Here is a 26281-nt window from a genome sequence, read left to right as displayed (position 1 = left end):
TTCTCCGTCGCGTTGAGAGAAGAGTAGGAGGATGTGAATTAAAAAGGATGAGACAAGGTTTTAGATGACTAGGAATAATTCCTAGCTAATCGTCTTTTTGTTTAAATTTTGTGGGCAGGTTAACAATTATGTGCGTACCGCGCGGCGTGGCGGAGTCGCCAATGGTGGCTGCTTTTACCAGCCAGTTACCGCCTAACGCCTGTACGCGCTCCTCGATACCCCGCAGACCGAAACCGCCGCCTGTCGGATGCGAGCTGTCTTTTTGTGCGATGCCCACGCCGTTATCAATAACATCGAGCGTAATCAGGTCATCCTGTTGGGAAAGCCGAACCGTAATCTGCGTGGCGCTGGCGTGTTTGTTGATGTTGTTCAGCAGCTCCTGCACCAACCGATAAAGGGTGAAAACCACCACGTCATCATGCGGAGGCGTGGGGAGCTGATAATCCAGCTGAAACTGGATGCCGCGAGCCGAGAAGGCAAATTCGTCCGCCAGATGATGCAGCGCTTTATCCAACACCATTTCATCCAGCACTGGTGGGCGCAGCTGGCGCAGAAGTTGGCGCGTGGTGTGGTGGATACGCCGCGACAGCTCGCTGATTTGTCCGGCGGCATGCTGAGCTGCATCGGCTGGCGCGCTGTGTTTCACCAGCATGGCCTGAATCTGAATGGCAGTGATGTTTTGGCCGATGTCATCGTGCAGTTCGCGCGCGATGTCTTTGCGCACGGCCTCTTCGGTATGGATGATGCGCTCCATGAGCTGCCGCCGGGTTTTCAACTCCTGCTCCAACTGATGACGATAGCGCTGGAGCCGCTGTGCCAGCTGTTGCTGACGGCTTATCGCGATACCCAGCCCAATGCCGAGCAGTGCCTGCGTAGAGAGAAAGAGTTCCAGTTCGCGCAGATCGTCGAAGGCACCGCTCACCTGACGCGTGACGGTAATCATCAGGCTGCCGAGTACGGCGGAGAGCACGCCGCCTTGCCAGCCGAATTTATACGCCATGACCACGTTAGGCAGAAAAACGAAGATCAGCAGCAGGCGTTCCATCTCGGGTGTGAACGTCATTTGCAGGCAAACGCCGATAGAAAAAAACAGCGAACACCAAATCAGCAGCGAGGTGCGCAGCGGCGGATCGGGGATTTCCTGTGCCAGCAGCGTCTGCAAGTGCTGCTGTTTGATGTATTCGTACAGCAGATAGATGAACGGAATCAGCAGGACGCCGCCGGTAAACGTCGCCAGCAGCGTTTGTGTCAGCTGCGAGTGTAACCAAGGGCCGATAGCGATACCGTGCAGAACGGTATTGAGCGTCAGCGCCGCCAGCAACAGCAGAAGTCGTTGCCAATAAAGCGTATAGCGATGCCAGATTTTATGCGTGATGATGGCCGGAATCAGGCTGAGGAACGGGGAAAGTAGCAGCAGCGAACGCGTGATAAGCTGCTCGCTGATAAGCCAGCTCTGGATGGCGATTTCCGCAAGCAGCAAGGTTGGCCAGTATTTGCGCGGCAGCAAAATCATCAACGCCAGCCGCAGCCCTTGCGGTAACAGCAGCGCCGCCTGTTGGCCGTTGTTGCTCAAATAGAAACTGATGGTCCACAGCGCCAGCCAAATCAAGCTATAAAAAAAGGTCAGAAACAGCGTCATGCCGATGACGTGCAGGCGGCGCATGATTTATTTCCCAGCCAGCAGTTGGTGTTGCAGTGCAAAGTGCACCAGCTCTACCGTGGATTCACACTGTAATTTACTGAGAATATTGGCGCGGTGAACGTGAACGGTCTTATGGCTGAGCTCGAGCTGTTCAGCGATGCTTTTCACACTAATCCCGTTAATCAGCAGGCTGAATATTTCCCGCTCTCGTGGGGTTAGCGCCAGCAGCTCTTTCGGTGGCTGCTGCTGATGGCGAATGGCGTGCAGTGCATCGGCACACAGGTAAAGGCCACCGCTGCTGACCACGCGAACCGCCTGCACTAACTCTTCCGGGCCACAGCGCTTCGTGAGATAGCCGCCTGCACCTGCATCCAGCGCGCTTTGTACAAATGCGGTGGTGTCATAGATGCTTAGAATAATGGCGCGAAAATTGGGGCGCTGCTGACGCAGGCGGGTTAATAGCGACAGGCCGCTTTCATCCGGCATGGCAATATCAATCACAGCAACGTCAATCGGCTGTTTGAGTAGATGGGGCCACGCCTGCGCCGCCGAAGCATATTGTCCAACAACCTGAATGTCATTTTCTAATGTCAGAAGCTGTGCAAAGCCAGACCGTACAACGATGTGATCGTCAACCAAAGCCACATTAATCATGGTTTCGCCGTGTGAATTCAAGTCATCAAAACGTCATAATGCGGGGGAATCAAGAGGCGAGCAATAGCAGATAAGTAAAATGGAATCGGCTTAACAGAATACTCGCCATACTTCAAGCTGCTTGGGGGTTGGTAATACTTGGCTCATCTCTGAGCCTCGCCCTGAGGGGCAGCCGCAAGCAGCGTTCAAATTGGTTAAACCGACTTGTCGTGTGGTAGGGGAAGGAATTCCGATGAGCTTACTCAGGTAAGCGAGTGCAGCCAACATACATGCAACGTGCTGTAATGCCGCTTTTTTATGCTGTGCTTGAGGATGGGCATTGCCCACTTTCATCGGTGTTGGTATATGAGGGAGTTGCTGGAACAGGTAAAACAATTTATGAAAGCAACCTCACCGTTTCTCGTCAATTACTATGGTCTAAATAGCTGCGCCTAATACCGCTCCACTTTTGCCAACCCATGTTTACCTCCCGGGAATGGACTGACAGTTTTCATAAAATGGTGAACCTTTCTCAGTAACTGCCACATCGAACGGCACTGATGGTTGCGGGTTATCGTGTCGTGAAGCGCCTGCCATAGACGCTCAACGTGGTTCACCCACGGCGAGTAGACCGGCTGATAAATTACACTGAACTTCGGGTTACCTTTCAGCCAGCGCTGTGTTTCACGGCTCTTGTGGATGATGTAGTTATCCACTATAAGCGTGACGGTTTTTGCCCGTCGATAAGTGGATTTCAGGTGCTTCAGCAGGCCGATGAACAGTACCGAACTCTTGCTGTTGCCGCCAACGTAACTGACTTTACCCGTACCACTGTGCAACGCTCCGGCCAGGTAGTATTTTTCATTCTGCCCCGGCGTAACTACACGCTTTTGGTGACCACGCAACTGCCAGTCTGCACCGATTTTTGGATTAAGGTGGATATCCACCTTATCTTCGTAAAACACCGGATGTTCAATGCTACATTCATCCAGAGCCTTACGGATTACCGCCATTTTTTCATCTTTATGCGGGTCACGGATGCACAATGTAGGCGCGGCTCTGCGCCACACAAGCCCCGCTGACGGAAGCCAGCGACGGACGGTTCCGGCGTGTAACCGGCACCCGGTTATCTCATTGATTTTTATTGCCAGAAGTTCGGTGCTCCAGCGTGAACGCTGATAGCCAAAATCAGCGGGAGAGTGCTTTATCAGTTCCCGTAATAAGGTACAGATGTGCTCAAAAGGCCAGCGACGGGAGCGCCCTGCGGGTAAGGATGTCAGGCCTTCAACACCCGACAACGTAAACCAGTTAATCCAGCGTCCGACGGATGGGTAATCCCCCCCGAAAAAGCGGTGTGTTTATAAGTAGAATTTTCTCGTAATCTGAACTGGGGAGATCTCTATGAAAAAATCACGTTTTACTGACAGCCAGATCATGTCCATCCTGAAGCAAGCCGAGGCCGGAACACCTGTGGCCGAACTGTGCCGCGAGCATGGTATGAGCAATGCCAGTTTCTATAAGTGGCGTTCTCGCTTTGGCGGTATGGACGCCTCCATGATGACCCGTCTGAAAGAACTGGAAGACGAAAACCGTCGCCTCAAAAAAATGTATGCTGAAGAACGGCTCAAAGCCGAAATCATTCAGGAGGCCATGGCAAAAAAGTGGTGATGCCATCGTGTCGAAAGCAGATGGCACAGGACGCGGTCAGAAACCGAAACGTCAGTGTGCGTTTTGCCTGCCAGTTGTTTGTTGTCAGCGAAAGCTGTTATCGCTATCAGCCTCATCTGAATGAAGAAAATGACCTCATTGCTGACTGGCTGCTCCGCATCACTGACAGTCAGCGCAACTGGGGATTTGGTCTGTGTTTTTTGTACCTGCGTAATGTCAAAGGCTTCAGGTTCAACCACAAAAGGGTGTACCGGATTTATTGCGAGTTGTCGCTGAACATGCGAATCAAGCCGAAAAAACGACTGAAACGGGATAAACCTGAACCGCTGGCGGTGCCTGAAAACAGAAACGAATGCTGGTCGATGGACGTCATGCATGATCAGCTATCGGATGGTCGTTCAGTCCGTTTGCTGAATGTTATTGATGACTTTAATCGTGAAGCACTGGCAATTGAGGTGGATTTTTCCCTGCCCGCCAGTCGGGTAATCAGAACGCTAGAACAACGTATTGAGTGGAAAGGAAAACTGACGGCAATACGGTGTGATAACGGGCCAGAATATACGGGGAAGATGCTGATGTCGTGGGCGGTTCATCAGAATATAACCCTTCGTTTTATTCAGCCCGGCAAACCTCAGCAGAATGCCTATATTGAACGATATAACCGGACGGTGCGTTATGACTGGCTGGGGCAATACCTATTTACATCACTGGATGAATTGCAGAATTATGCCACTCAGTGGCAATGGTTTTATAATAACGAACGTCCGAATATGGCGTTGAATGGCTACACACCGATGCAGCATATTCAACGCATAACCTGATTCTACTTATCACCTCCGCTAAAAATGGGGGGATTACCGATGAACGGGCGCAACAGAGCGTTTTGGCGACATCGCTGACACGGTCTCCTCGGTGCAACATCAGTATGGCGGTGAGTCTGCGGGCATGATTTTTATCGCGCGTTTTATGGATAGCTTTCTGCATCAGGCGTCGCTCGTCGCGAGGAATGGGTGCTATGATCGGCATTGCTCAGTCCGGTTGGTGATTTGTTTTGATTTGGCGATTGATCAGATCGCACAATCCGGGCTGAGTTCCCTTAAAGTGATCTACTATTCCGCGCAGCTATTTAGCTAAAGCAGAGTGGTAATATGCAAAAATTATTTAGAACAACGGAATGGTATTAAGGGGGTGGCTGTACCATCATCACTGATGGTCTAATATATGGTGTTAAAATAGGGACTCCCTAAGTTATACCGACATTTTTTATATCCAATATTAGAAATTACGCGAGCTGTTGACCTTGTTCCGCCATTTCTTTTATACGTTCTTGTACTTTGAGATCTAACGCCATGTGTTCTTCTGCTGGCGTTGCCTCGTATTGCTCTTTGGATATCCAGTCCATAAACTCCTGTGCTGCCTTCGAGCGTTGAGGCTCAATTTTAGCGCTGGGTTCGTGCCTAGAGATCTGCCCGCTATCCTTTGCCTTCTCTAGTGCCATTTTGAAAGTATCTTCACTTGTCGCAATAGCATGCTTACTGGTCTGGGCAAATAACAGATTAGCCTCCAGAATATCCGATACGAACATATAGATACTCACACCGTCTGAAGGGAGCTATCGAGGAGATACCATCTGGATATATGTTTAATTCATATGATTAGCTGTGATTTTGGGAGGCGGCTGGAGTATTAAGTGGCAAGTTGATGTGGCATAAAGGGATGTTTTCATCGCCGTTAAGGAACGGCGACAAATACCGATATCACTATCGGTGAATTTTTATCTATCTGATTTTTCGGCATAAAAACTTATCTTTTATCACGCCATCAAAGAAACGACCTTTAGAGACGACAGCGTCAGAAATAAATTTTTTATAGATAGATTCAGGCACGCTAACATATTGATAGATATCTTTATTATTAAATTCTATCTCAAGGTTGTGCGTCTTTGGATCGTACCCAATGGAATAAATTCGTGACGATGATACCTGCTGTCGCTGCAATGTTCGTTCCTCCCTTGTGCAAAATAAGATCAAACTATAAAAAGATTCACTGCATGACATATTGTCGACGATCATGCTTATTTATTGAATATGTATCAAATTTTTGGCGGATTGGTTAGTAAAATCGTTGGTTTATCATTTTCATGCTGTGAATTTGTTCAATGGAGGGGAATTCATCTGTTTGGCTAGGGGAATGATGCAAACCTGCGATGATGAATAGCGAGCTATTCTTTTCGGCTGTGAGCTGAAGTGCAGGCTTGCAACAAGCTAGAATGATTATTCTTCCGGCGCGTATTCAATCCTGTTTCTGCCGTTGTCCTTGGCTTGATAGAGCGCATCGTCTGCTGCTTTTATCAAGCATTCATAATCGGGATGACCGCTATAGACGGCGATGCCTGCACTGATGGTCATTGTAACACTTTCACCGTTTTGAAGATAAATAGGGTGATCCTGGATTTTCTTTCTCAGCCGCTCGATGATGGTGTAGGCGGCGACTTTAGGCGTTTCAATAAGTACGATCATAAATTCTTCCCCGCCGTAGCGGAAAACATAGTCGCTGTTCCTCGTGCTCTCATATAGCACTTCTGCAATCCTTTTCAGGATGCTATCACCAGCGGCATGGCCATAGGTGTCATTCACGGTTTTAAAATGGTCAATATCAATCATGGCGATGCTGAGCGAGGTGCTTGAGTGCATTGCCAGCGATATTTCATGTCTAAGGATGGTTGGTAGGAAGCGACGGTTTAACAGAAGAGTCAACGTATCCTTGCCGCTTTCCAGTTTTTGGACTTCGTCAAATAGCGATCCCAGCAGCATATTTATTTTATAAATTTTGCTTCTGACCGTTTTAAGTAGCGGGGCGTAATCCTGTTGTGTCAGTAGTGCGGTAGTACTATGGCCGCGAATGTAGTCATCCGTTTCCGTCATGATTGAGGCGATAGTGCGTATTCCCTGAATGTTGCTGAAACTGGATTTCCCCTTATGGTTAAACCACAGGCCAAACTCCGAATCACTCAGGTCCTGGATGCTGGAAAGAGGCGTACCAGTGGCAACACTAAAAATAAAAGCATTTTCCCAATTTAGCAGTGATGCATTTTGGCGCTCTCTCTCCATGCTGGCATTTTCCAGAATAGAAAATAGCCGATAGGATTCTTCATTTTTAGCAGCCAGATCGTGCGATTGTGAATAGGTTTTGCTCATTATCTCTATGGCGATATCCATAGAGATAGAGGCAAAACGCATGGCATCAAAGCATAGCGTTTTATCCTCTGCCACCTGTGCGATGTCTTCATAAAGGTGCCATTTTAGACGCCGAGCTCCGCGCTCAACGAGATCGACGGGAATACCAATACGTGCATGAATCTGACCAATTTTCTTTTGGTGGTTAATCAGGTCAGCCAGACGATCTCCCGTATTCGTTAAAATGTCCGCTATCCATTTGCTCATCGATCCATGGAGTCGATCGTGGACTTGCTGACTGGAAAGAAATAGGGAGGCTTCTTGATCTTTGAGCATGTAGGAGTAGAACGCGTCAGCAAAGTCGGAGGCTTTCTGATCGGCGAGGGCTCGCAGTAGAGTAAAAGATTTCTGTGAGGTTGTAACTATCAGTTGCATCCATTCTGATGTTATGACTTGATTGTAGTCTGACTCACCGTTATCTCTCTGTTCATTAACGTTCAATAGTTCGTTCAACTTTTAATCTCTTTTGCGAATATGTCGGATGTACTAGGATAGAAACGATCAATTTTTTGCCTGAATAATTGATATGTAATGACAGAGAGGGTCAATATAGCGTTGTTAAAAACAAATAAAATTAATCATTTCATATAGGTACTATTCCTACCGTAGTTGTAAATGATAATGCTGTTTTTTTGATGTTAGAAGCTATTTTGAGATAAATTTATGAAAGTTAATGATCTGGTTACGGTTAAAACCGACGGGAAGACGCGCCGGGAAGGGACGATTCTTGCTGTAGAAACGTTTCAGGAAGGGATAATGTATTTAGTTGCATTAAAAGATTACCCAGCTGGTATCTGGTTTTTCAATGAGGTTGATAGCAGAGACGGTACGTTTGTTGAGCCAAAGATCTTGCCAGAAAAAGAGTAAAGGGGAACGCCGCAGTATACGAGCATTGTCCGAGTGAACAATGCTCGCAGTGGCTTTGGTATCAGTATTAGAACGTTTCCCAGTTACCGTTTTCTGTATTAGCTTGGCGGGGTAGGGCGAGTGATGAACGGCCCTTGGCGGCGAGAGCGTTCGGCCGAGCAGGCGCTGAATTTGATAAATGGCTGGATAACTTAAATGTTGCAACTGCACGGGTAAGTAATGCAGCTTGCTCCTCTAGCGATGCCGCAGCAGCACTGGCTTCCTGAACGAGCGAAGCATTCTGCTGCGTCACGCTGTCCATTTCAGATATCGCCTGACCGACCTGAGTAATTCCCCGGCTTTGTTCGTCAGAAGCAGAAGCAATCTCACCCATGATGTCGGTGACGTTAGTGACGGCATCGACGATCTCTTTCATGGTTTGACCCGCGTTATCAACCAGAACAGAACCACTGCTGACCAGATTTACCGATTCAGAAATCAGCGTTTCTATCTCTTTTGCGGCTTGTGCACTGCGCTGTGCGAGGCTGCGAACTTCACTTGCTACGACGGCAAAACCGCGACCTTGCTCTCCCGCTCTGGCTGCTTCAACTGCCGCATTGAGTGCGAGAATATTCGTTTGGAAAGCAATGCTGTTAATAACGCTGGTAATCTCAGATATTTTCTTTGAGCTACCTGAAATACTGTTCATCGTGTTCACAACGTTTGCAACGATCTCACCGCCTTGCTTGGCTTTTCCTGAAGCATTTGCCGCGAGCTGGCTGGCATGGTGCGCATTTTCTGAGTTTTGCTTCACGGTTGCGGTTAATTGCTCCATGCTTGCCGCGGTCTGTTCAAGCGCTGCGGCTTGCTGTTCGGTTCGTGAGGAAAGGTCAGTGTTACCGGATGAGATCTCGGTCGAACCTTGGTAAATAGAGTCTGCACTTTCCCGAACGGTAGTGACGGTCGTGACCAGAGAAGACTGCATTTGTTGAACGTTGCTGGCTAGCGTGCCAATTTCATTCCTGCCATAACGGTCCGACATTTGAGTCAAGTCACCCTGCGCAATGCGCTGAATTCTCAGAACCAATTGATTTATTGGTTTGATGAGGATCCCGCGCAGCAGGAAGAATGTCAGAAGCGTTAAAATGGTGGCCAGCGCAAAGCTGCCGCCCATTAACGAATATCCAAGCAGTGCATTTTTATGCGCGGTTTCGTTTAAGTCTTTCGCTCTTTGTGTGCGGTAAGCGACAGCCTCTAGCAAAAATTTGTTATAGGCCAAATCTAAAACCCGAGTTTCTTCGGATTCGAGAGTGATAACCTCTTCAAACAAGCCTTGTTTTGCCGCGGTGAGCATCAGCATAAGACCTTGGTTGACGTACGCGTCATAGGACTTACGCAGATCGCCGTCCAACGCCATATCCTGCGGTGTTTTAACCGGACGCTCTTCATAGACCATGAATGCTTTTTTTGACTGTTCCAGCCGCTGTTCAGCTTGCTTCAGGTTGTCATTGAAGACCTGAGAATCACCAATACGCGCAGCTGCAGCTGCCTGGATTAGTAAAAGACGCGCGGTACGAAGGTGATTGGAACTGTTTGAGATCCCCATGCGGGTATCGATTTCTTGTGTGACGTCGTCTAATGACTGATTGCTGCTTTGTAGAAAATAGCTGGATGTGCCGATAGATGCTGCAAATAACAGCATGATACCACCCAGAATAATGATGAATAAGGGAACTAGCCGTAAATTGCTCAGCATGCCGGCCTCGGCGTGCTGCTCAGACCTTGACGTTATTTTCATATCCATTCGCTCATTCTCAGGAATTTATGATTTACCATGCCACTAGTGGTGGCATTGGCATTTAGATTTTAGTGTCTACATTAATGACAATCCATTAGCTAAACAACCAATGTAAAAGATAATCGGCATATATTGAGAAACCTTAATCAAATTCGGTGCGATCCCGATCACGTTTTTAACTCTTTAAAAAGAAAAGAGAAATACGTGATGCGAAATCATACAGATTGATAATAAAAAATAAAGAGTCTGCCTCCTAACTTTATTTATCGGAGGTTCAACGCTATTATGGCGAGTCTATCTTCGGAGGGATTTTTCTTGGAAAAGCGCCCGCATTTTTTTTCTGATAAAAAAGTTGTTTTTTTTATCGCCACATTATGCTGTTTGCTCTGGGGAAGTGCTTATCCGGCAATTAAAAATGGCTATGAGCTGTTTCACATTGCAGATAATGATATTCCTGGAAAACTCGTTTTTGCAGGCTACAGATTCGCGCTCGCCGGGCTGTTGCTGCTAGCGCTTGCCGTGCTAAGTGGGCGGTCTATCGGACGCTTTCAGCGTATGCAGTTAGTCCAGCTAAGCATCTTGGGAATATTTCAGACATCACTACAGTACGTTTTTTTCTATATCGGTCTGGCTTATACCACGGGTGTTAAAGGTTCGATCATGAATGCAACCAGCACTTTTTTCAGCGTGCTGCTTGCTCATTATTTATACCAAAATGATAAATTAAATATCAGCAAGCTAACTGGTTGTATATTAGGCTTTGTCGGTGTGATGGTCGTTAATATCAACAGTAATGGAATGAGCATCGGTTTTACGCTATTGGGTGATGGATTCGTTGTTATTGCCGCATTTATTTTGTCTGCATCGACTATATATGGTAAGCGAATATCACAAACGATGGATCCAACCGTTATGACCGGTTATCAACTGGCTATTGGCGGGATTATTTTAACCATATCAGGATACTGTACCGGCGGGACACTCATCATACCTGATTGGAAAGCGGTGCTGATGCTAGGCTACCTTATTTTGCTTTCTTCAGTCGCTTTTTCATTATGGAGCCAATTGCTGAAATATAATCGGGTCGGTATGGTCGCACCATTTAATTTCCTTATCCCTGTCTCTGGTACGCTGTTGTCAGCATTGTTTCTTAATGAAAGCATTCTGGAGTGGAAATATTTCTTTGCACTTGTCCTGGTATGTTCAGGTATTTGGCTGGTTAACCGAATGGTGAAAAGCGATCGGAAAACGCCTCTGTGATCCAACGCATCTATTGTCCTGAAGGCACTGTTTGTAGCGTGATTTTTGAGCTCGTTGAAGCCGCGAACCACTTCATGCTGCAGTGCCTGCACTCAATCCCAGAAAATCACTAATTTATTTAATATCAATGAGCTAACTCTTTACCTACCTCTTGCTAGTAGTTCGATTGCTTTGTTGCCATTGGTTTGTATTCTGATAGGGATAGATAAATATTGCTTCATAACATGAGGTTAAGAGTTTTTTGGGTAAAAAGTGTAAGTTTTTCGTGAAAGGTATAAACTTACATAAAGGAGTGTGTTCTGGGCTCAAGGGATTTTTTGTATATCTATCATTTATATAGCAAGAAAATTGTTTCTTTTTTATTATTTTCAATGCTCTTTTTTGTAACGTTTAGTGTGCGATTTTGGCGGGAAAATAGGCATAAAAGTGATCAGACCAGACAGGGTTTAGCTCATAATGCTTTCATTTGTGTGATCCGTGTCACATAATGGCCAAAATCATTCTTCAGTCGCGTTGTATGTGCTACGGATTAGGCGGTACAGTTGCGCTGTTTTAGGATTAATCCTATGCTTTGGTTGAAGCAAATCTTCAGGGTGGAACTAGAAAGCAACGGATGAACGGATTCGCAGCGTGATGCGTAAAGTTGGCAAGTAACGATTGCCCGAATAAGAAATGATAAAGTAGTAACTCGCAGTATCTGGCACCGATAGTTTTTTATGCCATCAATGGAGAGTGATTTTCGAACTGGGCGATATGGTCTATCACCTAACTTATGTTTTAAACATAGCCTGTCGGGATGGGAAATATGGGTACCTCTGAATTACTCAAACACATTTATGACATTAATCTGTCTTATTTGTTACTGGCGCAACGCTTAATTAATGATGAAAAAGCTTCTGCAATGTTTCGTCTGGGAATCAATGACGAGATGGCAGATATCTTGATGCAACTGACTTTACCGCAGATGGTGAAATTGGCAGAAACTAACCAACTGATATGCCATTTCCGCTTTAACGATCACAATACAATCAAAGTCTTGACTCAGGAATCACGTGTGGATGATTTACAGCAAATCCATACGGGGATTTTGTTGTCGAGTAACTTATTACAACAGTTAACTTCGAAAGAAGAAAACCTGCCTAAGAAAAGGGCATAAGTAATGGCGGAGAAAAGTATTGTTCAGGAGGCGAAAGACATCCAATTGGCGATGGAGCTCATTTCGCTCGGTGCTCGTTTACAGATGCTGGAAAGTGAAACTCAGTTAAGTCGCGGACGTTTGATTAAACTGTACAAAGAACTTAGAGGAAGTCCGCCGCCAAAGGGAATGCTACCTTTTTCAACGGATTGGTTTATGACCTGGGAACAGAATATTCATTCATCAATGTTCTACAACGCTTACAGCTTTTTAATCAAGAATGGGCAGTGCAGCGGTGTTGAAGCGGTTATTAAATCTTATCGACTTTACTTGGAACAGTGTGCGCCGCAGAGCGATTCTCCACTGTTGGCATTGACGCGTGCCTGGACATTAGTCCGGTTTGTTGACAGCGGTATGCTGCAACTATCGTCATGTAATTGCTGCAAAGGGATGTTCATTACCCACGCTCATCAACCTAAAAACAGTTTTGTTTGTAGTTTGTGCCAACCCCCTTCCAGAGCGGTAAAAAGGCGTAAACTTTCGCAAAATCTTGCCGATATAATACCTCAACTGCTGGATGAACAGGTAAAACACGCAGTCTGAGCCTGTAGCGATTTGTGAATCTATCACTGTGTGTTGTGAAGGCGGTGATAGATTTCTTCCTCTAGAACGTCCTGGCTACGGCTCCGCAGTTTTATCTCTCTTTCCGCCCACCTTTTTTATTATAAGGATTTCTTGTGCTGGTTATATTGGGTTATATCGTAATTGTGGCCTCGATACTCGGCGGTTATCTCATGGTCGGTGGGGCCTTGGGTGCGCTTTATCAACCTTCGGAGCTACTGATCATCGGTGGTGCGGCGGTAGGTGCTTTCATCGTTGGTAACAATGGAAAGGCGATAAAAGCAACATTACGTGCACTACCTCTTTTGGTCAAAAGTTCCAAGTACAATAAAGCATTGTATATGGACCTCATGGCCTTACTCTTTCGAGTGATGGCCAAATCCCGCCAGCAAGGCATGCTTTCCCTGGAATTTGATATTGATAATCCTCGGGAGAGTGAAATCTTCTCGAGCTATCCGAATATTCTTGCTGACAATACCGTCGTTGAGTTTATTACCGATTATTTGCGTTTGATGGTCAGCGGTAACATGAATGCGTTTGAGATTGAAACGCTGATGGATGAAGAGATCGAGACAATTGAACATGAAAGCGAAGTACCCGCGTCCAGCTTGACGATGATGGGTGACGGTCTCCCTGCATTTGGTATCGTCGCTGCGGTTATGGGGGTTGTTCACTCACTGGCCTATGTTGACCGACCTGCTGCTGAGTTGGGTATGATGATCGCTCACGCGATGGTGGGTACCTTCCTGGGTATTCTACTTGCTTACGGCTTTGTCTCCCCATTAGCCGCGTTACTGCGTCAGAAAAATGCAGAAAAAATCAAAGTACTGCAGTGCATTAAAATCACGTTATTGTCGAGCCTTAATGGCTACGCTCCACAAATTGCCGTTGAATTCGGTCGTAAAACGTTGTACTCAACGGAGCGTCCTTCCTTTACCGAATTGGAAGAACATATTCGTCGTGTGAAATCGCCGACTCAGCAAGCGTCGGACAGTAACGCATGAAACATCAGCATCCCATTATTCGCAAAAAGCGTAAGTCTGGACATGGGGGCCACCATGGTGGCTCCTGGAAGATTGCCTACGCTGACTTTATGACAGCAATGATGGCATTGTTTCTTGTAATGTGGCTTATCGCAATTTCTACGCCAATGCAACTCGCCCAAATCGCAGAGTATTTTCGTACCCCGCTAAAAGTTGCATTAACTTCTGGCTCTAAATCAAGCGACAGTTCCAGCCCGATTCCAGGTGGGGGGAATGATCCCACCCAGCAAGATGGTGAAGTGAAAAAGGCCATCAAGACAGATAACGTAGAAAAGAAGCTGGATCAGGTTCGACTCAATAGATTGCGTGAACGCCTTGATCAGTTAATTGAAGCCGATCCTCGCTTACGTGCACTCCGTCCCCATCTGTTAATTGAAATGATTGAGGAAGGGTTACGTATCCAAATCATCGATAGTCAAAATCGCCCCATGTTTAAAACTGGGAGCGCGCAGGTTGAGCCCTATATGCGAGATATCCTGCGTGCGATAGCGCCTATCATGAACGATTTCCCCAATAAGCTGAGTATCTCCGGCCATACCGATGATGTTCAGTATACGACAGGGGAGCGTGGTTATAGTAACTGGGAATTGTCCGCAGATCGTGCCAATGCATCACGTCGAGAGCTTATTTTTGGGGGCTTGTCTGATGGAAAAGTTTTGCGCGTTGTGGGCATGGCTGCGACAATGAGCCTCAAACAGGCGGCAGGTGGAAGTGATGCGATTAACCGACGTATCAGTTTGCTGGTATTGAGCAGACAAGCTCAAAAGGATATTGAAGAAGAAAATGCAGAAAGCTCTGCTGTAAATATAGACAAGGTGGAAAATTTACAAAATATGGAGTTGGATAAGCCTAAACCTACCACTCCGGCTGCCGAAAATAGTGATAACAACAATACGAGTGGAAGTGGTGGGGCATCGCCACAACCAACTAATGGAGTTCCTGCTCCAGAGCGTCAACAGCCAACCACCGCGTTGCCTGCTGCGCCCGATAGCCAGGCGACGCCTTCTCAATAAGCCGCGATTCACAGCAGAGGTGACCACGTGAGCATGGACATGAGTGCTTTCTATCAAACGTTCTTTGATGAAGCAGATGAATTACTGGCAGATATGGAACAACACTTATTGTTGTTGGATCCGTCAGAACCCGACACCGAGCAATTGAATGCGATTTTCCGTGCTGCGCACTCCATAAAAGGAGGGGCTGGCACATTCGGCTTTAAAGCATTGCAGGAAACTACGCACCTGTTAGAAAACTTACTCGATGGGGCAAGACGTGGCGAAATGCGTCTTAGCACTGATATCATCAACCTGTTTCTGGAAACAAAAGACATTATGCAGGATCAGTTGGACGCTTATAAAACCGCACAGGAACCCAATGCTGAAAGCTTTGAGTATATCTGTCAGGCCTTGCGCCAGCTTGCTCTGGAGTCTAAAGCCGATGGTGACGCAGCCCAATCTGATGCGTCGGCTGTAACACAGCACTCTGCTAGCCCAGCATCTAATGGTAAAGGTGAAATGCGTATCGCATTAACCGGCCTGAAGTCTCAGGAAATACCTCAGATGCTGGAAGAGCTTGGTAATCTGGGGACGGTTAAAGATCCGCACCAGACTGACACTAGCGTAGAAGTGACATTAGTCACGTCTGAAAGCGAAGACGATATTAGTGCGGTACTGTGTTTTGTTCTTGAGCCTGAGCAAATCAGCTTCAAGTCTGCCGTCGCCAGCCAACCTGCCGTCGCTGAAGTCGTAGAAACATTAGCTGTTGTTGAAGCACCTGTCGCCGCCGCTGCTCCAGTTGCGCCGTCTGCACCAGTGGCTGCAAAACCGCAAGTTGCACCGGAAAATGGAAAAAATAAAGCAAAAACCGGTGATACCAGTATTCGTGTAGCGGTTGAGAAGGTTGACCAGCTTATCAACCTCGTCGGTGAGTTAGTGATTACGCAATCCATGCTGGCACAACGCTCAAGCGAACTCGATCCTGTGGCGCACGGCGACCTGCTCAATAGTATGGGTCAGTTGGAACGCAACGCCCGTGACCTGCAAGAATCGGTTATGTCCATCCGTATGATGCCGATGGAATATGTATTTAGTCGTTTCCCTCGATTGGTTCGTGACCTGGCTGCGAAATTGGATAAGCAGGTCGAACTAACGCTGATGGGGAGTTCGACTGAGCTGGATAAGAGTTTGATCGAACGTATTATCGATCCTCTGACACACTTGGTGCGTAACAGCCTCGATCACGGTATCGAATCTCCAGATAAACGCGTTGCTGCAGGTAAAGCTGCTGTAGGTAACTTGACGCTTTCTGCGGAACATCAGGGTGGTAACATCTGTATTGAAGTTATCGACGATGGAGCTGGGCTCAACCGCGAGAGAATTCTGGCCAAAGCCTTGTCTCAAGGGCTAGCAGTAAGTGACTCGATGTCTGATGAAGAAGTGGGCATGCTGATCTTTGCTCCTGGCTTCTCAACCGCTGAGAAAGTCACGGACGTCTCTGGCCGTGGCGTCGGGATGGACGTGGTGAAGCGGAATATCCAGGAAATGGGTGGTCATGTTGAAATCCACTTCCAGGCTGGAAAAGGCACGACGATCAGAATCCTGTTGCCATTAACACTTGCTATCCTCGATGGCATGTCCGTTAAAGTTAACAAAGAAGTCTTTATTCTCCCGCTTAACGCCGTGATGGAATCCTTGCAGCCGCAGTCCGAAGACCTGTACCCGTTAGCCGGCGGAGAGCGAGTATTGCAGGTTCGTGGTGAATATTTACCTCTCGTTGAACTGTTCCATATCTTTGATGTGGATGGCGCTAAGACGGATGCTACTCAGGGTATTGTCGTTATCCTGCAAAGTGCGGGTCGACGTTATGCCTTGTTGGTCGATCAGTTGATTGGCCAACATCAGGTCGTCGTCAAAAACCTGGAAAGTAATTATCGCAAGGTACCAGGCGTTTCAGCCGCTACCATCCTTGGTGATGGCAGCGTTGCGCTGATTGTGGATGTTTCAGCGTTACAAGCGCTTAATCGTGAAAAGCGTGCGGTTGAAACTGCTGCTTAATAAAACAGATTGTTAATAAAGGGTGGAAAACATGACTGGACTTGCAAGCGTCACGAAATTAACTGGCGAAACAGTAGGACAGGAATTCCTGATTTTTACGCTGGGTGACGAAGAGTACGGCGTTGATATTTTAAAAGTACAAGAAATTCGCGGTTATGACCAGGTAACGCGTATTGCCAACACACCTTCCTTCATTAAAGGTGTCACCAACCTACGCGGTGTCATTGTACCGATCGTTGACTTGCGCATTAAATTTGCCAAGCAGGATGTTGAATACGATGACAACACGGTTGTTATTGTTCTGAACCTTGGCCAGCGTGTTGTCGGTATTGTCGTAGATGGCGTGTCTGATGTGTTGTCACTGACTACAGACCAAATTCGTCCTGCGCCGGAGTTTGCTGTAACACTGTCAACAGAGTACCTGACTGGTTTAGGCTCTCTGGGCGAGAGAATGCTGATTTTGGTTGATATCGAAAAACTGTTGAGCAGCGAAGAAATGGCGCTGGTTGATAGCGTTTTGAAAGCCTAATACATCGGCCTTCAGGGGCTACGAAAGTGGCCCCGAAAACCTTCCTTAGCTATATCCTTGTCAGTTCAGAAATTTGTAAAGATATCCAGAATAGTGCCGATATCATCGGTGGTTGGTCTACTCAAAAGGCGTTATATGTTTAACCGTATAAAAGTTGTTACAGGTTTGATGCTTGTACTCGTGTTGTTTGGGGCACTTCAGCTTATTTCTGGTGGTTTATTCTTTAGTGCATTAAAAAATGATAAGGATATCTTCAGTTCAACGCAGGTTATTAACCAAAAGCGTTCCGAACTGGATTCAGCATGGTCATATTTATTACAGACCCGTAATACACTTAACCGTGCGGGTACGCGTTTTGCACTTGATGCAAGCGGTACGGGCGCCGGTGCTGGCGGTAAAGAGCTTCTGGTTTCTGCTCAAAGGCAACTGTCTGTCGCAAACGATTTTTTCTCCCGTTATGAGAAAGTACCGCAGGATGCGCATCAGGATGAAAATGTTACTCGGGGCGTAAAAGAGAATTATGTGGCTCTGAATGGCGCATTAACTGAATTAATTCAGTTTTTGAATGCAGGGGAATTTAAGAAGTTTGTTGAGCAGCCAACACAGAGTTTTCAGGACAACTTTGAAAAAGCGTATTACGCCTATAAAGCTGAAAGCGATAAACTTTATCAGGCTGGTATAGCTAAGAATGATGCAGCTTACGATTCGGCGCTCTGGATCCTTGGCTTCATTATCGTGTTGGTTTTTGCGTTAGCGCTGATTTCCTGGATTGGTATTCAACAGCTATTAATAAGGCCGCTAAATAGTATTGTTGAACACATTCGTCATATTGCGAAAGGCGATCTGACAAAAACCACTCACTTTCACAGCAGTAATGAAATGGGCATTCTGGCTGACAGTATTCGCCATATGCAAAGTGAGTTTGTTTCAACGGTTAGTGCGGTTCGACAAGGTGCTGATGCCATTTATACCGGTGCTACAGAAATTAGCGCTGGAAATAACGATCTTTCTTCACGTACTGAGCAACAGGCTGCTTCACTAGAAGAAACGGCAGCAAGTATGGAACAGTTGACCGCAACAGTTAAACAGAATGCGGAAAATGCTCGTCAGGCCAGTCAGTTGGCACTGAGTGCATCAGAGACAGCGCAGAAGGGCGGCAAGGTCGTCGATAATGTCGTCAAAACCATGCACAATATTGCTGGAAGTTCGCAAAAGATTGCCGATATAACTAGTGTGATTGATGGTATTGCTTTCCAAACCAACATTCTTGCACTGAATGCGGCGGTTGAAGCAGCCAGAGCCGGTGAGCAAGGCCGCGGGTTTGCGGTTGTTGCTGGTGAAGTTCGTAATTTGGCACAGCGTAGTGCTCAAGCTGCGAAAGAAATTAAAAGTTTGATTGAAGATTCTGTAAGCCGAGTTGATGAAGGTTCTGTACTGGTTGAAAGTGCGGGCGAGACGATGGGAGAAATCGTCAGTGCAGTCACTCGTGTAACGGATATCATGGGCGAAATTGCCTCTGCTTCTGATGAGCAGAGCAAAGGTATCGATCAGGTTGGTCAGGCTGTTACTGAGATGGATCGTGTGACGCAGCAAAACGCCTCCTTGGTTGAAGAGTCTGCGACCGCAGCGGTTGCTTTGGAAGAACAAGTGAAAGTGCTGAATCAGGCGGTTGCTGTATTCCGTCTGTCTGAAGATACTGGTTCGTTTAGAAGGACGACACCGGCGACAGCGGGTCAAAAACCGGCATTGTTGGCTTCATCAGCGAATGGTGGTAAGAAAGCGAAAGAAGGTTCACCAAATGATAATTGGGAAACGTTCTGATCAGAACCGTCGTATAAGCTATAAATAATCCAAGCTGTAGGGATATTGTTACTGAGCTAATCCCCAGCCGCTTACATGTAGGTGGCTGGGTGATGGTTTACTCGCCATAATTTAAAAAATGAACATGCGAGTAATCGATCAGTGCACTCTTGGGGGTTGTAAGTGATACAGCACCTGGTGCTTTGAAGTAGGGTAATTCATGATATTGTTCAATCTGTAACGTATGTTATGGATATGATGGGGTGAGGTTGGCTTTGGTATTAAAGCCAAAGAATAAAGCAGGTAGCGCAGCTGTGATGAGAGGGACAACGCCACCCGACAGCATGTGGCTTTGGTAGAACGAACATGCTGACCGGTTCAGTTTGCAGAACTTGCAGTGTGTATTACCAATACAGTGTCAGTTTTAATCGTAATGCGATGAGTAATTGACGAATGACAATAAAAACCTGCGTTAGCTGTAAAGGAAAGTTCAGATTGAAAAAAACCATAGCAAAAAACACTATTCGAGCGATTTGATATGAAAAGCACACCGTCGCAAAATCGCCCTGAATCTGCCTCTATCCTGACGCAGATGGTTGACAGGTTGCCGTTGTCGGATACCCATTTCCGTCGAATCAGTCAATTAATATACCAGCGTGCCGGCATTGTTCTGGCCGACCACAAACGTGAAATGGTTTATAACCGTTTGGTTAGACGTCTCCGTTTGCTCGGAATCAATGATTTCGGCCAGTATTTAGCATTACTGGAGTCAGATCTTAACAGCGCCGAGTGGCAAGCCTTTGTTAATGCATTAACCACTAACCTGACGGCATTTTTCCGCGAAGCCCACCATTTTCCTATATTGGCCGAGCATGTCAGAAAACGTCCAAATGGCTACACCATCTGGAGTACGGCGGCTTCTACAGGGGAAGAACCTTATTCGTTGGCAATGACACTTGCTGAGGTTTTAGGTAATAAGGCGAGTGGGTGTCAGGTATGGGCCAGTGATATTGATACTCAGGTGTTAGAAAAGGCAACGGCTGGCATCTATCGGCAAGAAGAATTGCGCTCTCTTTCTCCACAACAACTACAGCGGTTTTTTTTGCGTGGCACCGGGCCACATAGTGGTTTGGTTCGTGTACGTCCTGAGCTTGCATCAATGGTGCATTTCCAACAACTAAATCTGCTTGCACCCGATTGGTCCGTTCCTGCACCATTCGATGCCATTTTTTGTCGTAATATAATGATTTACTTCGATAAAGAAACTCAAGAGCGTATTCTTCGTCGATTCGTCCCGATGCTTAAACCGGGTGGATTGTTATTTGCCGGACATTCAGAGAATTTCAGCCAGATTAGTCGTGAATTCTATTTGCGTGGGCAAACTGTATATGGGCTGGCTAAGGAAAGATAATGAGCAAGATAAGAGTATTATGCGTTGATGATTCTGCCCTAATGCGCCAGATCATGACTGAAATAATCAATAGCCATCCTGATATGGAAGTTGTTGCAACTGCGCCAGATCCATTAGTTGCTCGTGATTTGATTAAAAAATTCAATCCCCAGGTACTAACGCTGGATGTTGAAATGCCTCGCATGGATGGATTGGATTTTCTTGAAAAACTTATGCGCTTGCGTCCGATGCCTGTTGTCATGGTGTCGTCCCTGACAGGAAAAGGCTCAGAGATTACGCTTCGCGCGCTGGAACTTGGTGCGATTGATTTTGTCACCAAACCGCAGTTAGGTATCCGTGAGGGAATGCTGGCATACAGCGAACTGATTGCGGAAAAAATTCGCATGGCAGCGAAGGCGCGACTTCCGCAACGTAGTGCAGCGGCAGAACCGACAAGAATTATTCAGCATATGCCATTGCTCAGTAGTGAGAAATTGATCGCGATTGGTGCATCGACAGGGGGAACGGAAGCGATACGGCATGTATTACAGCCCCTGCCGCCGACAAGCCCTGCATTACTGATCACACAGCATATGCCACCGGGCTTTACGAAGTCTTTTGCCGAGCGTTTGAACAAGTTATGCCAGATTACGGTGAAAGAAGCAGAGGATGGTGAACGTGTTCTTCCTGGTCACGCCTATATTGCTCCAGGAGCACGCCATCTTGAACTGGCGCGTAGTGGGGCAAACTATCAAGTACGTTTAAATGATGGGCCTCCCGTCAATCGGCATCGTCCATCAGTTGATGTGTTATTCCGTTCGGTTGCGCAATACGCCGGGCGAAATGCTGTAGGGGTAATCCTTACTGGACTGGGGAATGATGGGGCGGCTGGCATGTTGGAACTCCATCAGGCTGGTGCTTATACTCTGGCCCAGAATGAAGCAAGTTGTGTGGTTTTCGGGATGCCGCGCGAAGCGATTGCGATGAGTGGCGTCGATGAAGTGGTGGATTTGCACCAGGTGAGCCAGCGTATGTTGGCACAAATCTCTGCCGGACAGGCATTACGTATATAAGCAGCTCTCGGTGAGCAATAAATATTTTAGGAGTAGGTATGGCCGATAAAGAACTCAGATTTTTGGTAGTGGATGATTTTTCGACGATGCGCCGAATTGTCCGTAACCTGCTGAAGGAACTGGGCTTTAATAATGTAGAAGAGGCAGAAGATGGTGCTGATGCACTGAACAAGCTTCGCTCCAGTACTTTTGATTTCGTCATTTCTGACTGGAATATGCCCAACATGGATGGACTGGAGCTATTACAGACTATTCGTGCTGACGGCGCGCTTTCCAGCCTTCCCGTGCTGATGGTAACGGCAGAAGCGAAGAAAGAGAACATTATCGCTGCGGCACAAGCAGGTGCTAGCGGCTATGTAGTTAAACCATTTACTGCAGCTACCCTTGAAGAAAAACTGAGTAAGATTTTCGAAAAATTGGGTATGTAAGGGGATCTTATGACGCCACATATGCCGTCCGTGAACGACACAGCTTCAGCAACCGAGATCATTTCGCGTATCGGCCAATTGACTCGTATGCTGCGTGACAGTTTGAAAGAGCTGGGTCTGGATAATGCGATAGCAGAAGCAGCAGAGGCTATTCCTGATGCCCGCGATCGTCTTGACTATGTTGTCCAGATGACTGCGCAAGCGGCAGAGCGTGCTCTTAACTGCGTAGAAGCTGCACAGCCACGTCAAAACCAACTAGAAGCTGATGCCAAATCTCTGAAAACTCGTTGGGATGAATGGTTTGAAAATCCAATCGAACTGGCTGATGCGCGCGAATTAGTGACGGATACGCGTAGCTATCTTGAAGATGTACCACAGCATACCTCGTTTACCAACGCCCAACTGTTGGAAATTATGATGGCGCAGGATTTCCAGGACCTTACTGGTCAGGTAATCAAGCGTATGATGGATGTTGTCCAGGAGATTGAAAAACAACTGCTGATGGTATTGCTGGAAAATATCCCAGAAAAACCAGACGCGCCTAAGCGTGCAAATGATGGTCTGCTGAACGGACCTCAGATGGATAAAGGTGCAGCAGGTATCGTCGCCAATCAGGATCAGGTTGATGACCTTCTGGATAGCCTTGGGTTCTAATGAATCTTGCTTCAGAAAAGGGGACTATTCCCTTTTTTGAAAGAATGATGAACACCATCGCTCGGTTATTTATGGCCAGTATTTATGGCCATAAATAGCTAAACTCGACTTTCCCGCCTGTGTATCCTTACTATTCGTTAAAGAAGCGTCGGTTTTTCTCTTTGTTCCAGCCATAAAACTTTCTCGTATTTGTCATGCTAGGCAGCAAATTCCTATCCTGAAAGTCGTAACAGGAACACATCGTGGCTGAAGATAGCGATCTAGAAAAAACAGAAGCCCCCACTCCCCAAAAAGAGGAAAAGGCACGAGAAGAAGGGCAAATCCCGCGATCTCGAGAGCTGACTTCTGTTGTGATGATGGTCGCAGGATTGGCTATTTTGTGGATAGGAGGTGATGTCATGGCTGGCCGATTGGCCAGAATTGTCTCACAGTCGTTAAATTTTGATTACGCAACGATTGGCGATGATACCCAAATGCTACGTCACGTTGGTTCACTACTGCGACAAGCAGCATCTGCGTTGGTACCGATTATGCTCGGGGCCGTATTGGTTGCACTGTCTGCGCCGATGCTGCTGGGTGGGATACTATTTAGTACTAAGTCATTAAAAGTTGATTTCAAAAAATTAGATCCTATTTCTGGGCTGAAACGGTTATTTTCTTCCCAATCATTGGCTGAGCTTTTCAAAGCGATATTGAAATCAGTCATGGTCGGGATCATTAGTACCTTGTTCTTGATTCATAACTGGCCGAAGATATTGCATCTGGTATCCGAAGCGCCGATTGCGGCGATGGGGGATGCGCTGGAACTTGCCGTGATGTGTGGTTTCCTTATTATTATGGGGTATTCCCATGGTCGCTTTTGATGTGTTTTGGCAAGTGTGGAGTCACATCAAAAAATTACGGATGACGAAACAGGAAATTCGTGATGAGCATAAACAGAGTGAAGGCGATCCCCACGTTAAAGGACGTATTCGTCAGCAACAAAGGGCAATGGCCCAACGTAGGATGATGGCTGATGTGCCTAAAGCTGATGTTATAGTCACTAACCCGACGCATTATGCGGTAGCATTACGTTATGATGAGAAAAAAATGAATGCGCCGAAGGTGTTGGCTAAAGGGGCTGGCGACGTCGCTTTGCGTATTCGTGAATTGGGGACAGAACACCGTGTTCCTATTTTAGAAGCACCACCGTTGGCGCGAGCGTTATTTCGTCATTCAGAGGTCGGACAGCACATTCCGGCCGCGCTGTATGCTGCCGTTGCAGAAGTCTTAGCCTGGGTTTATCAACTGAAACGCTGGAAGCGAGAAGGTGGATTAATTCCTAGAAAACCGAAACATCTACCAGTGCCGGATGCACTGGATTTTGCTAAAGAGAATACTACTGATGGCTAATTTGGCCTCTTTGCTTCGTTTACCGAGTAATATGAAGGGTGCCCAATGGCAAATATTAGCTGGGCCAATACTGATCCTGCTGATACTTTCCATGATGGTATTGCCGCTGCCGCCATTCATTCTGGATCTGCTATTTACCTTTAACATCGCGTTATCAATCATGGTACTGCTGGTTGCGATGTTTACGCAGCGAACGCTCGAGTTTGCTGCGTTTCCTACGATCCTTCTGTTTTCTACATTACTGCGCTTGTCACTCAACGTTGCATCAACCCGTATTATTTTGCTCGAAGGGCACACAGGGACTGCAGCAGCAGGGAAGGTCGTTGAAGCATTCGGACACTTTCTGGTAGGTGGAAATTTCGCCATTGGTATTGTGGTCTTTATCATTCTTGTCTTAATCAACTTCATGGTTATCACCAAAGGTGCCGGACGTATCGCTGAAGTTGGTGCCCGCTTTGTGTTGGATGGTATGCCCGGTAAACAGATGGCGATCGATGCCGATCTTAATGCTGGGATCATTGGTGAAGAAGAAGCGAAAAAGCGCCGTGCTGAAGTTACTCAGGAGTCAGATTTCTACGGCTCAATGGACGGTGCCAGTAAGTTCGTGCGCGGTGACGCTGTCGCGGGACTGATTATCATGATCATCAACATTGTTGGTGGATTGATCGTCGGTGTTGTACAGCACAACATGCCGGTAGGGCAGGCCGCTGAAAGCTATACGCTGCTTACCATCGGTGATGGCTTGGTTGCCCAGATTCCTGCTCTGATTATCTCTACCGCAGCGGGTGTGATTGTTACTCGCGTGAGTACCGATCAGGACGTTGGCCAGCAGATGGTCACTCAGTTGTTCAATAACCCACGAGTGATGGTACTGAGTGCGGCGGTTATTGGGCTTATTGGGCTGGTTCCTGGAATGCCCAACTTTGTCTTTCTGTTATTTACCGCATCTTTGTTAGGGCTTGCCTGGTGGATGCGTGGTGAACAGCAAAAAGAACCTGTTATGCAGCCTATACCAGCATCAATGGAGAAACATCAGATTATTGAAGCCAGTTGGTCTGATGTACAGCTTGAAGATCCGCTGGGTATGGAAGTTGGCTATCGATTGATCCCAATGGTTGACGCACAGCAAGATGGCGAGTTACTGGGCAGGATTCGTAGTATCAGGAAGAAGTTTGCCCAGGAAATGGGATACTTACCGCCGGTGGTTCATATCCGGGATAATTTGGAACTTCAGCCTGCCAGCTATCGCATACTGATGAAAGGTGTCGAGGTGGGTAGCGGTGAGGCTCATCCCGGTCGTTGGATGGCGATCAATCCGGGCAATGCGGTTGGCTCTTTATCTGGCGATATCACGCAGGATCCTGCGTTTGGGCTGCCAGCAGTCTGGATTGATAATGCCCTGAAAGATCAGGCTCAAGCTCAGGGATTCACGGTCGTAGAGGCAAGTACCGTAGTAGCAACGCACCTGAACCACTTAATTGCATTACATGCCAGTGAACTGTTTGGACGACAGGAAGCTCAGCAACTGATGGATCGCGTTGCACAGGAAATGCCAAAGCTGACAGAAGATTTCATTCCGGGCGTAGTGACGTTAACGACCTTGCATAAGGTTTTGCAAAATCTACTTAGTGAGAGAGTTTCGATTAGGGATATGCGCACCATTATGGAGACATTGGCTGAACATGCGCCAGTGCAGCCAGACCCTTATGAGCTCACCACAGTGGTGAGGGTTGCTCTGGGGCGTGCGATTACCCAGCAGTGGTTCCCAGGAGACAGCGAACTTCAGGTTATCGGTCTGGAAGGATCGTTGGAGCGGCTTCTGTTACAGGCGCTTCAAGGCGGTGGTGGCCTCGAACCGGGACTTGCCGATCGTCTGCTTGAACAGGCGAAACAAGCGCTACAGCGGCAGGAAATGTTGGGTGCTCCGCCGGTGCTGCTTGTGAACCATGCTTTACGCGCTTTACTTGCTCGATTCCTGCATCGTAGTCTGCCAAACATGGCCGTACTGTCTAATTTAGAAATCAGCGATCATCGCCAGATTCGCATGACATCAGTTATTGGGGAAGCTCAGAAGTGAGGA

21 protein-coding genes and 3 pseudogenes are annotated in these 26281 nt (G+C 47.1%); 16 read left to right on the top strand and 8 right to left on the bottom strand.

Annotation, left to right across the window (positions count from 1 at the left end; translation table 11 throughout):
• Window positions 1-85: 85 nt before the first annotated feature.
• The 3 genes and pseudogenes from LOZ86_RS13550 to LOZ86_RS13540 form a co-directional block, all read right to left on the bottom strand.
• Window positions 86-1663: an MASE1 domain-containing sensor histidine kinase gene (locus LOZ86_RS13550; RefSeq protein WP_039487754.1), complete on the bottom strand. Its 1578-nt coding sequence runs from the start codon at window positions 1661-1663 to the stop codon at window positions 86-88.
• A 3-nt stretch (window positions 1664-1666) separates the two neighbouring features.
• Window positions 1667-2296 carry a response regulator transcription factor gene (locus tag LOZ86_RS13545; protein ID WP_010285873.1) on the bottom strand — a complete coding sequence of 210 codons (630 nt, stop codon included), beginning with the start codon at window positions 2294-2296 and terminating at the stop codon, window positions 1667-1669.
• A 431-nt stretch (window positions 2297-2727) separates the two neighbouring features.
• Window positions 2728-3603: pseudogene (locus LOZ86_RS13540) on the bottom strand (IS630 family transposase); the annotation flags it as partial.
• 73 nt (window positions 3604-3676) lie between these two features.
• On the opposite strand from LOZ86_RS13540, the gene LOZ86_RS13535 reads away from it, so the two are divergent.
• A protein-coding gene (locus tag LOZ86_RS13535) for an IS3 family transposase (RefSeq protein ID WP_181892755.1) occupies window positions 3677-4764 on the top strand; the annotation gives its coding sequence in 2 pieces (ribosomal slippage) (window positions 3677-3929 and window positions 3929-4764; 1089 coding nt in all).
• A gap of 34 nt (window positions 4765-4798) precedes the next feature.
• On the opposite strand, the pseudogene LOZ86_RS13530 reads toward LOZ86_RS13535, so the two are convergent.
• From LOZ86_RS13530 to LOZ86_RS13515, 4 genes and pseudogenes are all read right to left on the bottom strand, one after another.
• Window positions 4799-4969, bottom strand: a pseudogene (locus tag LOZ86_RS13530) (IS630 family transposase); the annotation flags it as partial.
• A gap of 256 nt (window positions 4970-5225) precedes the next feature.
• Window positions 5226-5528 carry a hypothetical protein gene (locus tag LOZ86_RS13525; RefSeq protein ID WP_039485784.1) on the bottom strand — a complete coding sequence of 101 codons (303 nt, stop codon included), beginning with the start codon at window positions 5526-5528 and terminating at the stop codon, window positions 5226-5228.
• A gap of 193 nt (window positions 5529-5721) precedes the next feature.
• Window positions 5722-5940 (bottom strand): KTSC domain-containing protein, encoded by a 219-nt coding sequence (locus LOZ86_RS13520; RefSeq protein WP_072012404.1) that lies wholly within the window; start codon window positions 5938-5940, stop codon window positions 5722-5724.
• A 276-nt stretch (window positions 5941-6216) separates the two neighbouring features.
• Window positions 6217-7632, bottom strand: a complete 1416-nt coding sequence (locus tag LOZ86_RS13515; RefSeq protein ID WP_039485782.1) for a diguanylate cyclase — start codon at window positions 7630-7632, stop codon at window positions 6217-6219.
• A gap of 210 nt (window positions 7633-7842) precedes the next feature.
• Here LOZ86_RS13515 and dsrB point away from each other — a divergent pair, with 210 nt between their 5' ends.
• Window positions 7843-8046, top strand: a complete 204-nt coding sequence (gene dsrB / locus LOZ86_RS13510; RefSeq protein WP_039485779.1) for a protein DsrB — start codon at window positions 7843-7845, stop codon at window positions 8044-8046.
• A gap of 67 nt (window positions 8047-8113) precedes the next feature.
• On the opposite strand, the gene LOZ86_RS13505 is transcribed toward dsrB, so the two are convergent.
• Complete coding sequence (locus tag LOZ86_RS13505; protein WP_039485776.1) at window positions 8114-9829, bottom strand: methyl-accepting chemotaxis protein; 1716 nt, start codon at window positions 9827-9829, stop codon at window positions 8114-8116.
• Window positions 9830-10108: 279 nt separating this feature from the next.
• Between LOZ86_RS13505 and LOZ86_RS13500 the strand changes: the two genes are divergently transcribed.
• From LOZ86_RS13500 to flhA, 14 genes and pseudogenes are all read left to right on the top strand, one after another.
• Window positions 10109-11083 carry a DMT family transporter gene (locus tag LOZ86_RS13500; RefSeq protein WP_370828657.1) on the top strand — a complete coding sequence of 325 codons (975 nt, stop codon included), beginning with the start codon at window positions 10109-10111 and terminating at the stop codon, window positions 11081-11083.
• An 805-nt stretch (window positions 11084-11888) separates the two neighbouring features.
• Window positions 11889-12239 carry a flagellar transcriptional regulator FlhD gene (gene flhD, locus LOZ86_RS13495; RefSeq protein WP_010279486.1) on the top strand — a complete coding sequence of 117 codons (351 nt, stop codon included), beginning with the start codon at window positions 11889-11891 and terminating at the stop codon, window positions 12237-12239.
• Window positions 12240-12242: 3 nt separating this feature from the next.
• Complete coding sequence (gene flhC, locus LOZ86_RS13490) at window positions 12243-12821, top strand: flagellar transcriptional regulator FlhC (protein ID WP_005970730.1); 579 nt, start codon at window positions 12243-12245, stop codon at window positions 12819-12821.
• A gap of 134 nt (window positions 12822-12955) precedes the next feature.
• A complete protein-coding gene (gene motA, locus LOZ86_RS13485; protein WP_039485770.1) occupies window positions 12956-13843 on the top strand; it encodes a flagellar motor stator protein MotA in 888 nt (295 codons plus the stop codon).
• Window positions 13840-14895 carry a flagellar motor protein MotB gene (motB, locus tag LOZ86_RS13480; protein WP_039485767.1) on the top strand — a complete coding sequence of 352 codons (1056 nt, stop codon included), beginning with the start codon at window positions 13840-13842 and terminating at the stop codon, window positions 14893-14895. The genes motA and motB overlap by 4 nt, the downstream gene beginning before the upstream one ends.
• A gap of 39 nt (window positions 14896-14934) precedes the next feature.
• Window positions 14935-16935, top strand: coding sequence for a chemotaxis protein CheA (gene cheA, locus LOZ86_RS13475; protein ID WP_181892554.1), 2001 nt, complete (start codon window positions 14935-14937; stop codon window positions 16933-16935).
• A gap of 31 nt (window positions 16936-16966) precedes the next feature.
• The gene (gene cheW / locus LOZ86_RS13470; RefSeq protein WP_039359892.1) at window positions 16967-17464 is read left to right on the top strand and encodes a chemotaxis protein CheW; all 498 of its coding nucleotides are present in this window, start codon (window positions 16967-16969) and stop codon (window positions 17462-17464) included.
• A gap of 135 nt (window positions 17465-17599) precedes the next feature.
• Window positions 17600-19285 carry a methyl-accepting chemotaxis protein gene (locus LOZ86_RS13465; protein WP_039485760.1) on the top strand — a complete coding sequence of 562 codons (1686 nt, stop codon included), beginning with the start codon at window positions 17600-17602 and terminating at the stop codon, window positions 19283-19285.
• Window positions 19286-19802: 517 nt separating this feature from the next.
• Window positions 19803-20675, top strand: a complete 873-nt coding sequence (gene cheR / locus LOZ86_RS13460; RefSeq protein WP_039485757.1) for a protein-glutamate O-methyltransferase CheR — start codon at window positions 19803-19805, stop codon at window positions 20673-20675.
• Window positions 20675-21727, top strand: a complete 1053-nt coding sequence (locus tag LOZ86_RS13455) for a protein-glutamate methylesterase/protein-glutamine glutaminase (RefSeq protein ID WP_230242134.1) — start codon at window positions 20675-20677, stop codon at window positions 21725-21727. The genes cheR and LOZ86_RS13455 overlap by 1 nt, the downstream gene beginning before the upstream one ends.
• A gap of 38 nt (window positions 21728-21765) precedes the next feature.
• A complete protein-coding gene (gene cheY / locus LOZ86_RS13450) occupies window positions 21766-22155 on the top strand; it encodes a chemotaxis response regulator CheY (protein WP_039485752.1) in 390 nt (129 codons plus the stop codon).
• Between the two features lie 9 nt (window positions 22156-22164).
• A complete protein-coding gene (gene cheZ, locus LOZ86_RS13445; RefSeq protein WP_039485750.1) occupies window positions 22165-22809 on the top strand; it encodes a protein phosphatase CheZ in 645 nt (214 codons plus the stop codon).
• A gap of 242 nt (window positions 22810-23051) precedes the next feature.
• Window positions 23052-24201, top strand: a pseudogene (gene flhB / locus LOZ86_RS13440) (flagellar biosynthesis protein FlhB).
• Window positions 24194-26278: a flagellar biosynthesis protein FlhA gene (flhA, locus tag LOZ86_RS13435; RefSeq protein ID WP_111778785.1), complete on the top strand. Its 2085-nt coding sequence runs from the start codon at window positions 24194-24196 to the stop codon at window positions 26276-26278. The pseudogene flhB and the gene flhA overlap by 8 nt, the downstream one beginning before the upstream one ends.
• The last annotated feature ends 3 nt before the right edge of the window (window positions 26279-26281 follow it).

Origin of the sequence: Pectobacterium parvum (genome assembly GCF_020971565.1) — a bacterium.
Lineage (GTDB): Bacteria > Pseudomonadota > Gammaproteobacteria > Enterobacterales > Enterobacteriaceae > Pectobacterium > Pectobacterium polare.
The sequence above is the reverse complement of the archived record's forward strand: the minus strand, read 5'-3'. Positions and strand labels throughout refer to the sequence as shown.

Coding starts and splice junctions, on each gene's coding strand:
- LOZ86_RS13550 (WP_039487754.1), bottom strand. CDS start 1,663: ATGCGCCGCCTGCACGTCATCGGCATGACGCTGTTTCTGACCTTTTTT.
- LOZ86_RS13545 (WP_010285873.1), bottom strand. CDS start 2,296: ATGATTAATGTGGCTTTGGTTGACGATCACATCGTTGTACGGTCTGGC.
- LOZ86_RS13525 (WP_039485784.1), bottom strand. CDS start 5,528: ATGTTCGTATCGGATATTCTGGAGGCTAATCTGTTATTTGCCCAGACC.
- dsrB (WP_039485779.1), top strand. CDS start 7,843: ATGAAAGTTAATGATCTGGTTACGGTTAAAACCGACGGGAAGACGCGC.
- LOZ86_RS13505 (WP_039485776.1), bottom strand. CDS start 9,829: ATGGATATGAAAATAACGTCAAGGTCTGAGCAGCACGCCGAGGCCGGC.
- LOZ86_RS13500 (WP_370828657.1), top strand. CDS start 10,109: ATGGCGAGTCTATCTTCGGAGGGATTTTTCTTGGAAAAGCGCCCGCAT.
- flhD (WP_010279486.1), top strand. CDS start 11,889: ATGGGTACCTCTGAATTACTCAAACACATTTATGACATTAATCTGTCT.
- flhC (WP_005970730.1), top strand. CDS start 12,243: ATGGCGGAGAAAAGTATTGTTCAGGAGGCGAAAGACATCCAATTGGCG.
- motB (WP_039485767.1), top strand. CDS start 13,840: ATGAAACATCAGCATCCCATTATTCGCAAAAAGCGTAAGTCTGGACAT.
- cheA (WP_181892554.1), top strand. CDS start 14,935: ATGAGTGCTTTCTATCAAACGTTCTTTGATGAAGCAGATGAATTACTG.
- cheW (WP_039359892.1), top strand. CDS start 16,967: ATGACTGGACTTGCAAGCGTCACGAAATTAACTGGCGAAACAGTAGGA.
- LOZ86_RS13465 (WP_039485760.1), top strand. CDS start 17,600: ATGTTTAACCGTATAAAAGTTGTTACAGGTTTGATGCTTGTACTCGTG.
- cheR (WP_039485757.1), top strand. CDS start 19,803: ATGAAAAGCACACCGTCGCAAAATCGCCCTGAATCTGCCTCTATCCTG.
- LOZ86_RS13455 (WP_230242134.1), top strand. CDS start 20,675: ATGAGCAAGATAAGAGTATTATGCGTTGATGATTCTGCCCTAATGCGC.
- cheY (WP_039485752.1), top strand. CDS start 21,766: ATGGCCGATAAAGAACTCAGATTTTTGGTAGTGGATGATTTTTCGACG.
- cheZ (WP_039485750.1), top strand. CDS start 22,165: ATGACGCCACATATGCCGTCCGTGAACGACACAGCTTCAGCAACCGAG.
- flhA (WP_111778785.1), top strand. CDS start 24,194: ATGGCTAATTTGGCCTCTTTGCTTCGTTTACCGAGTAATATGAAGGGT.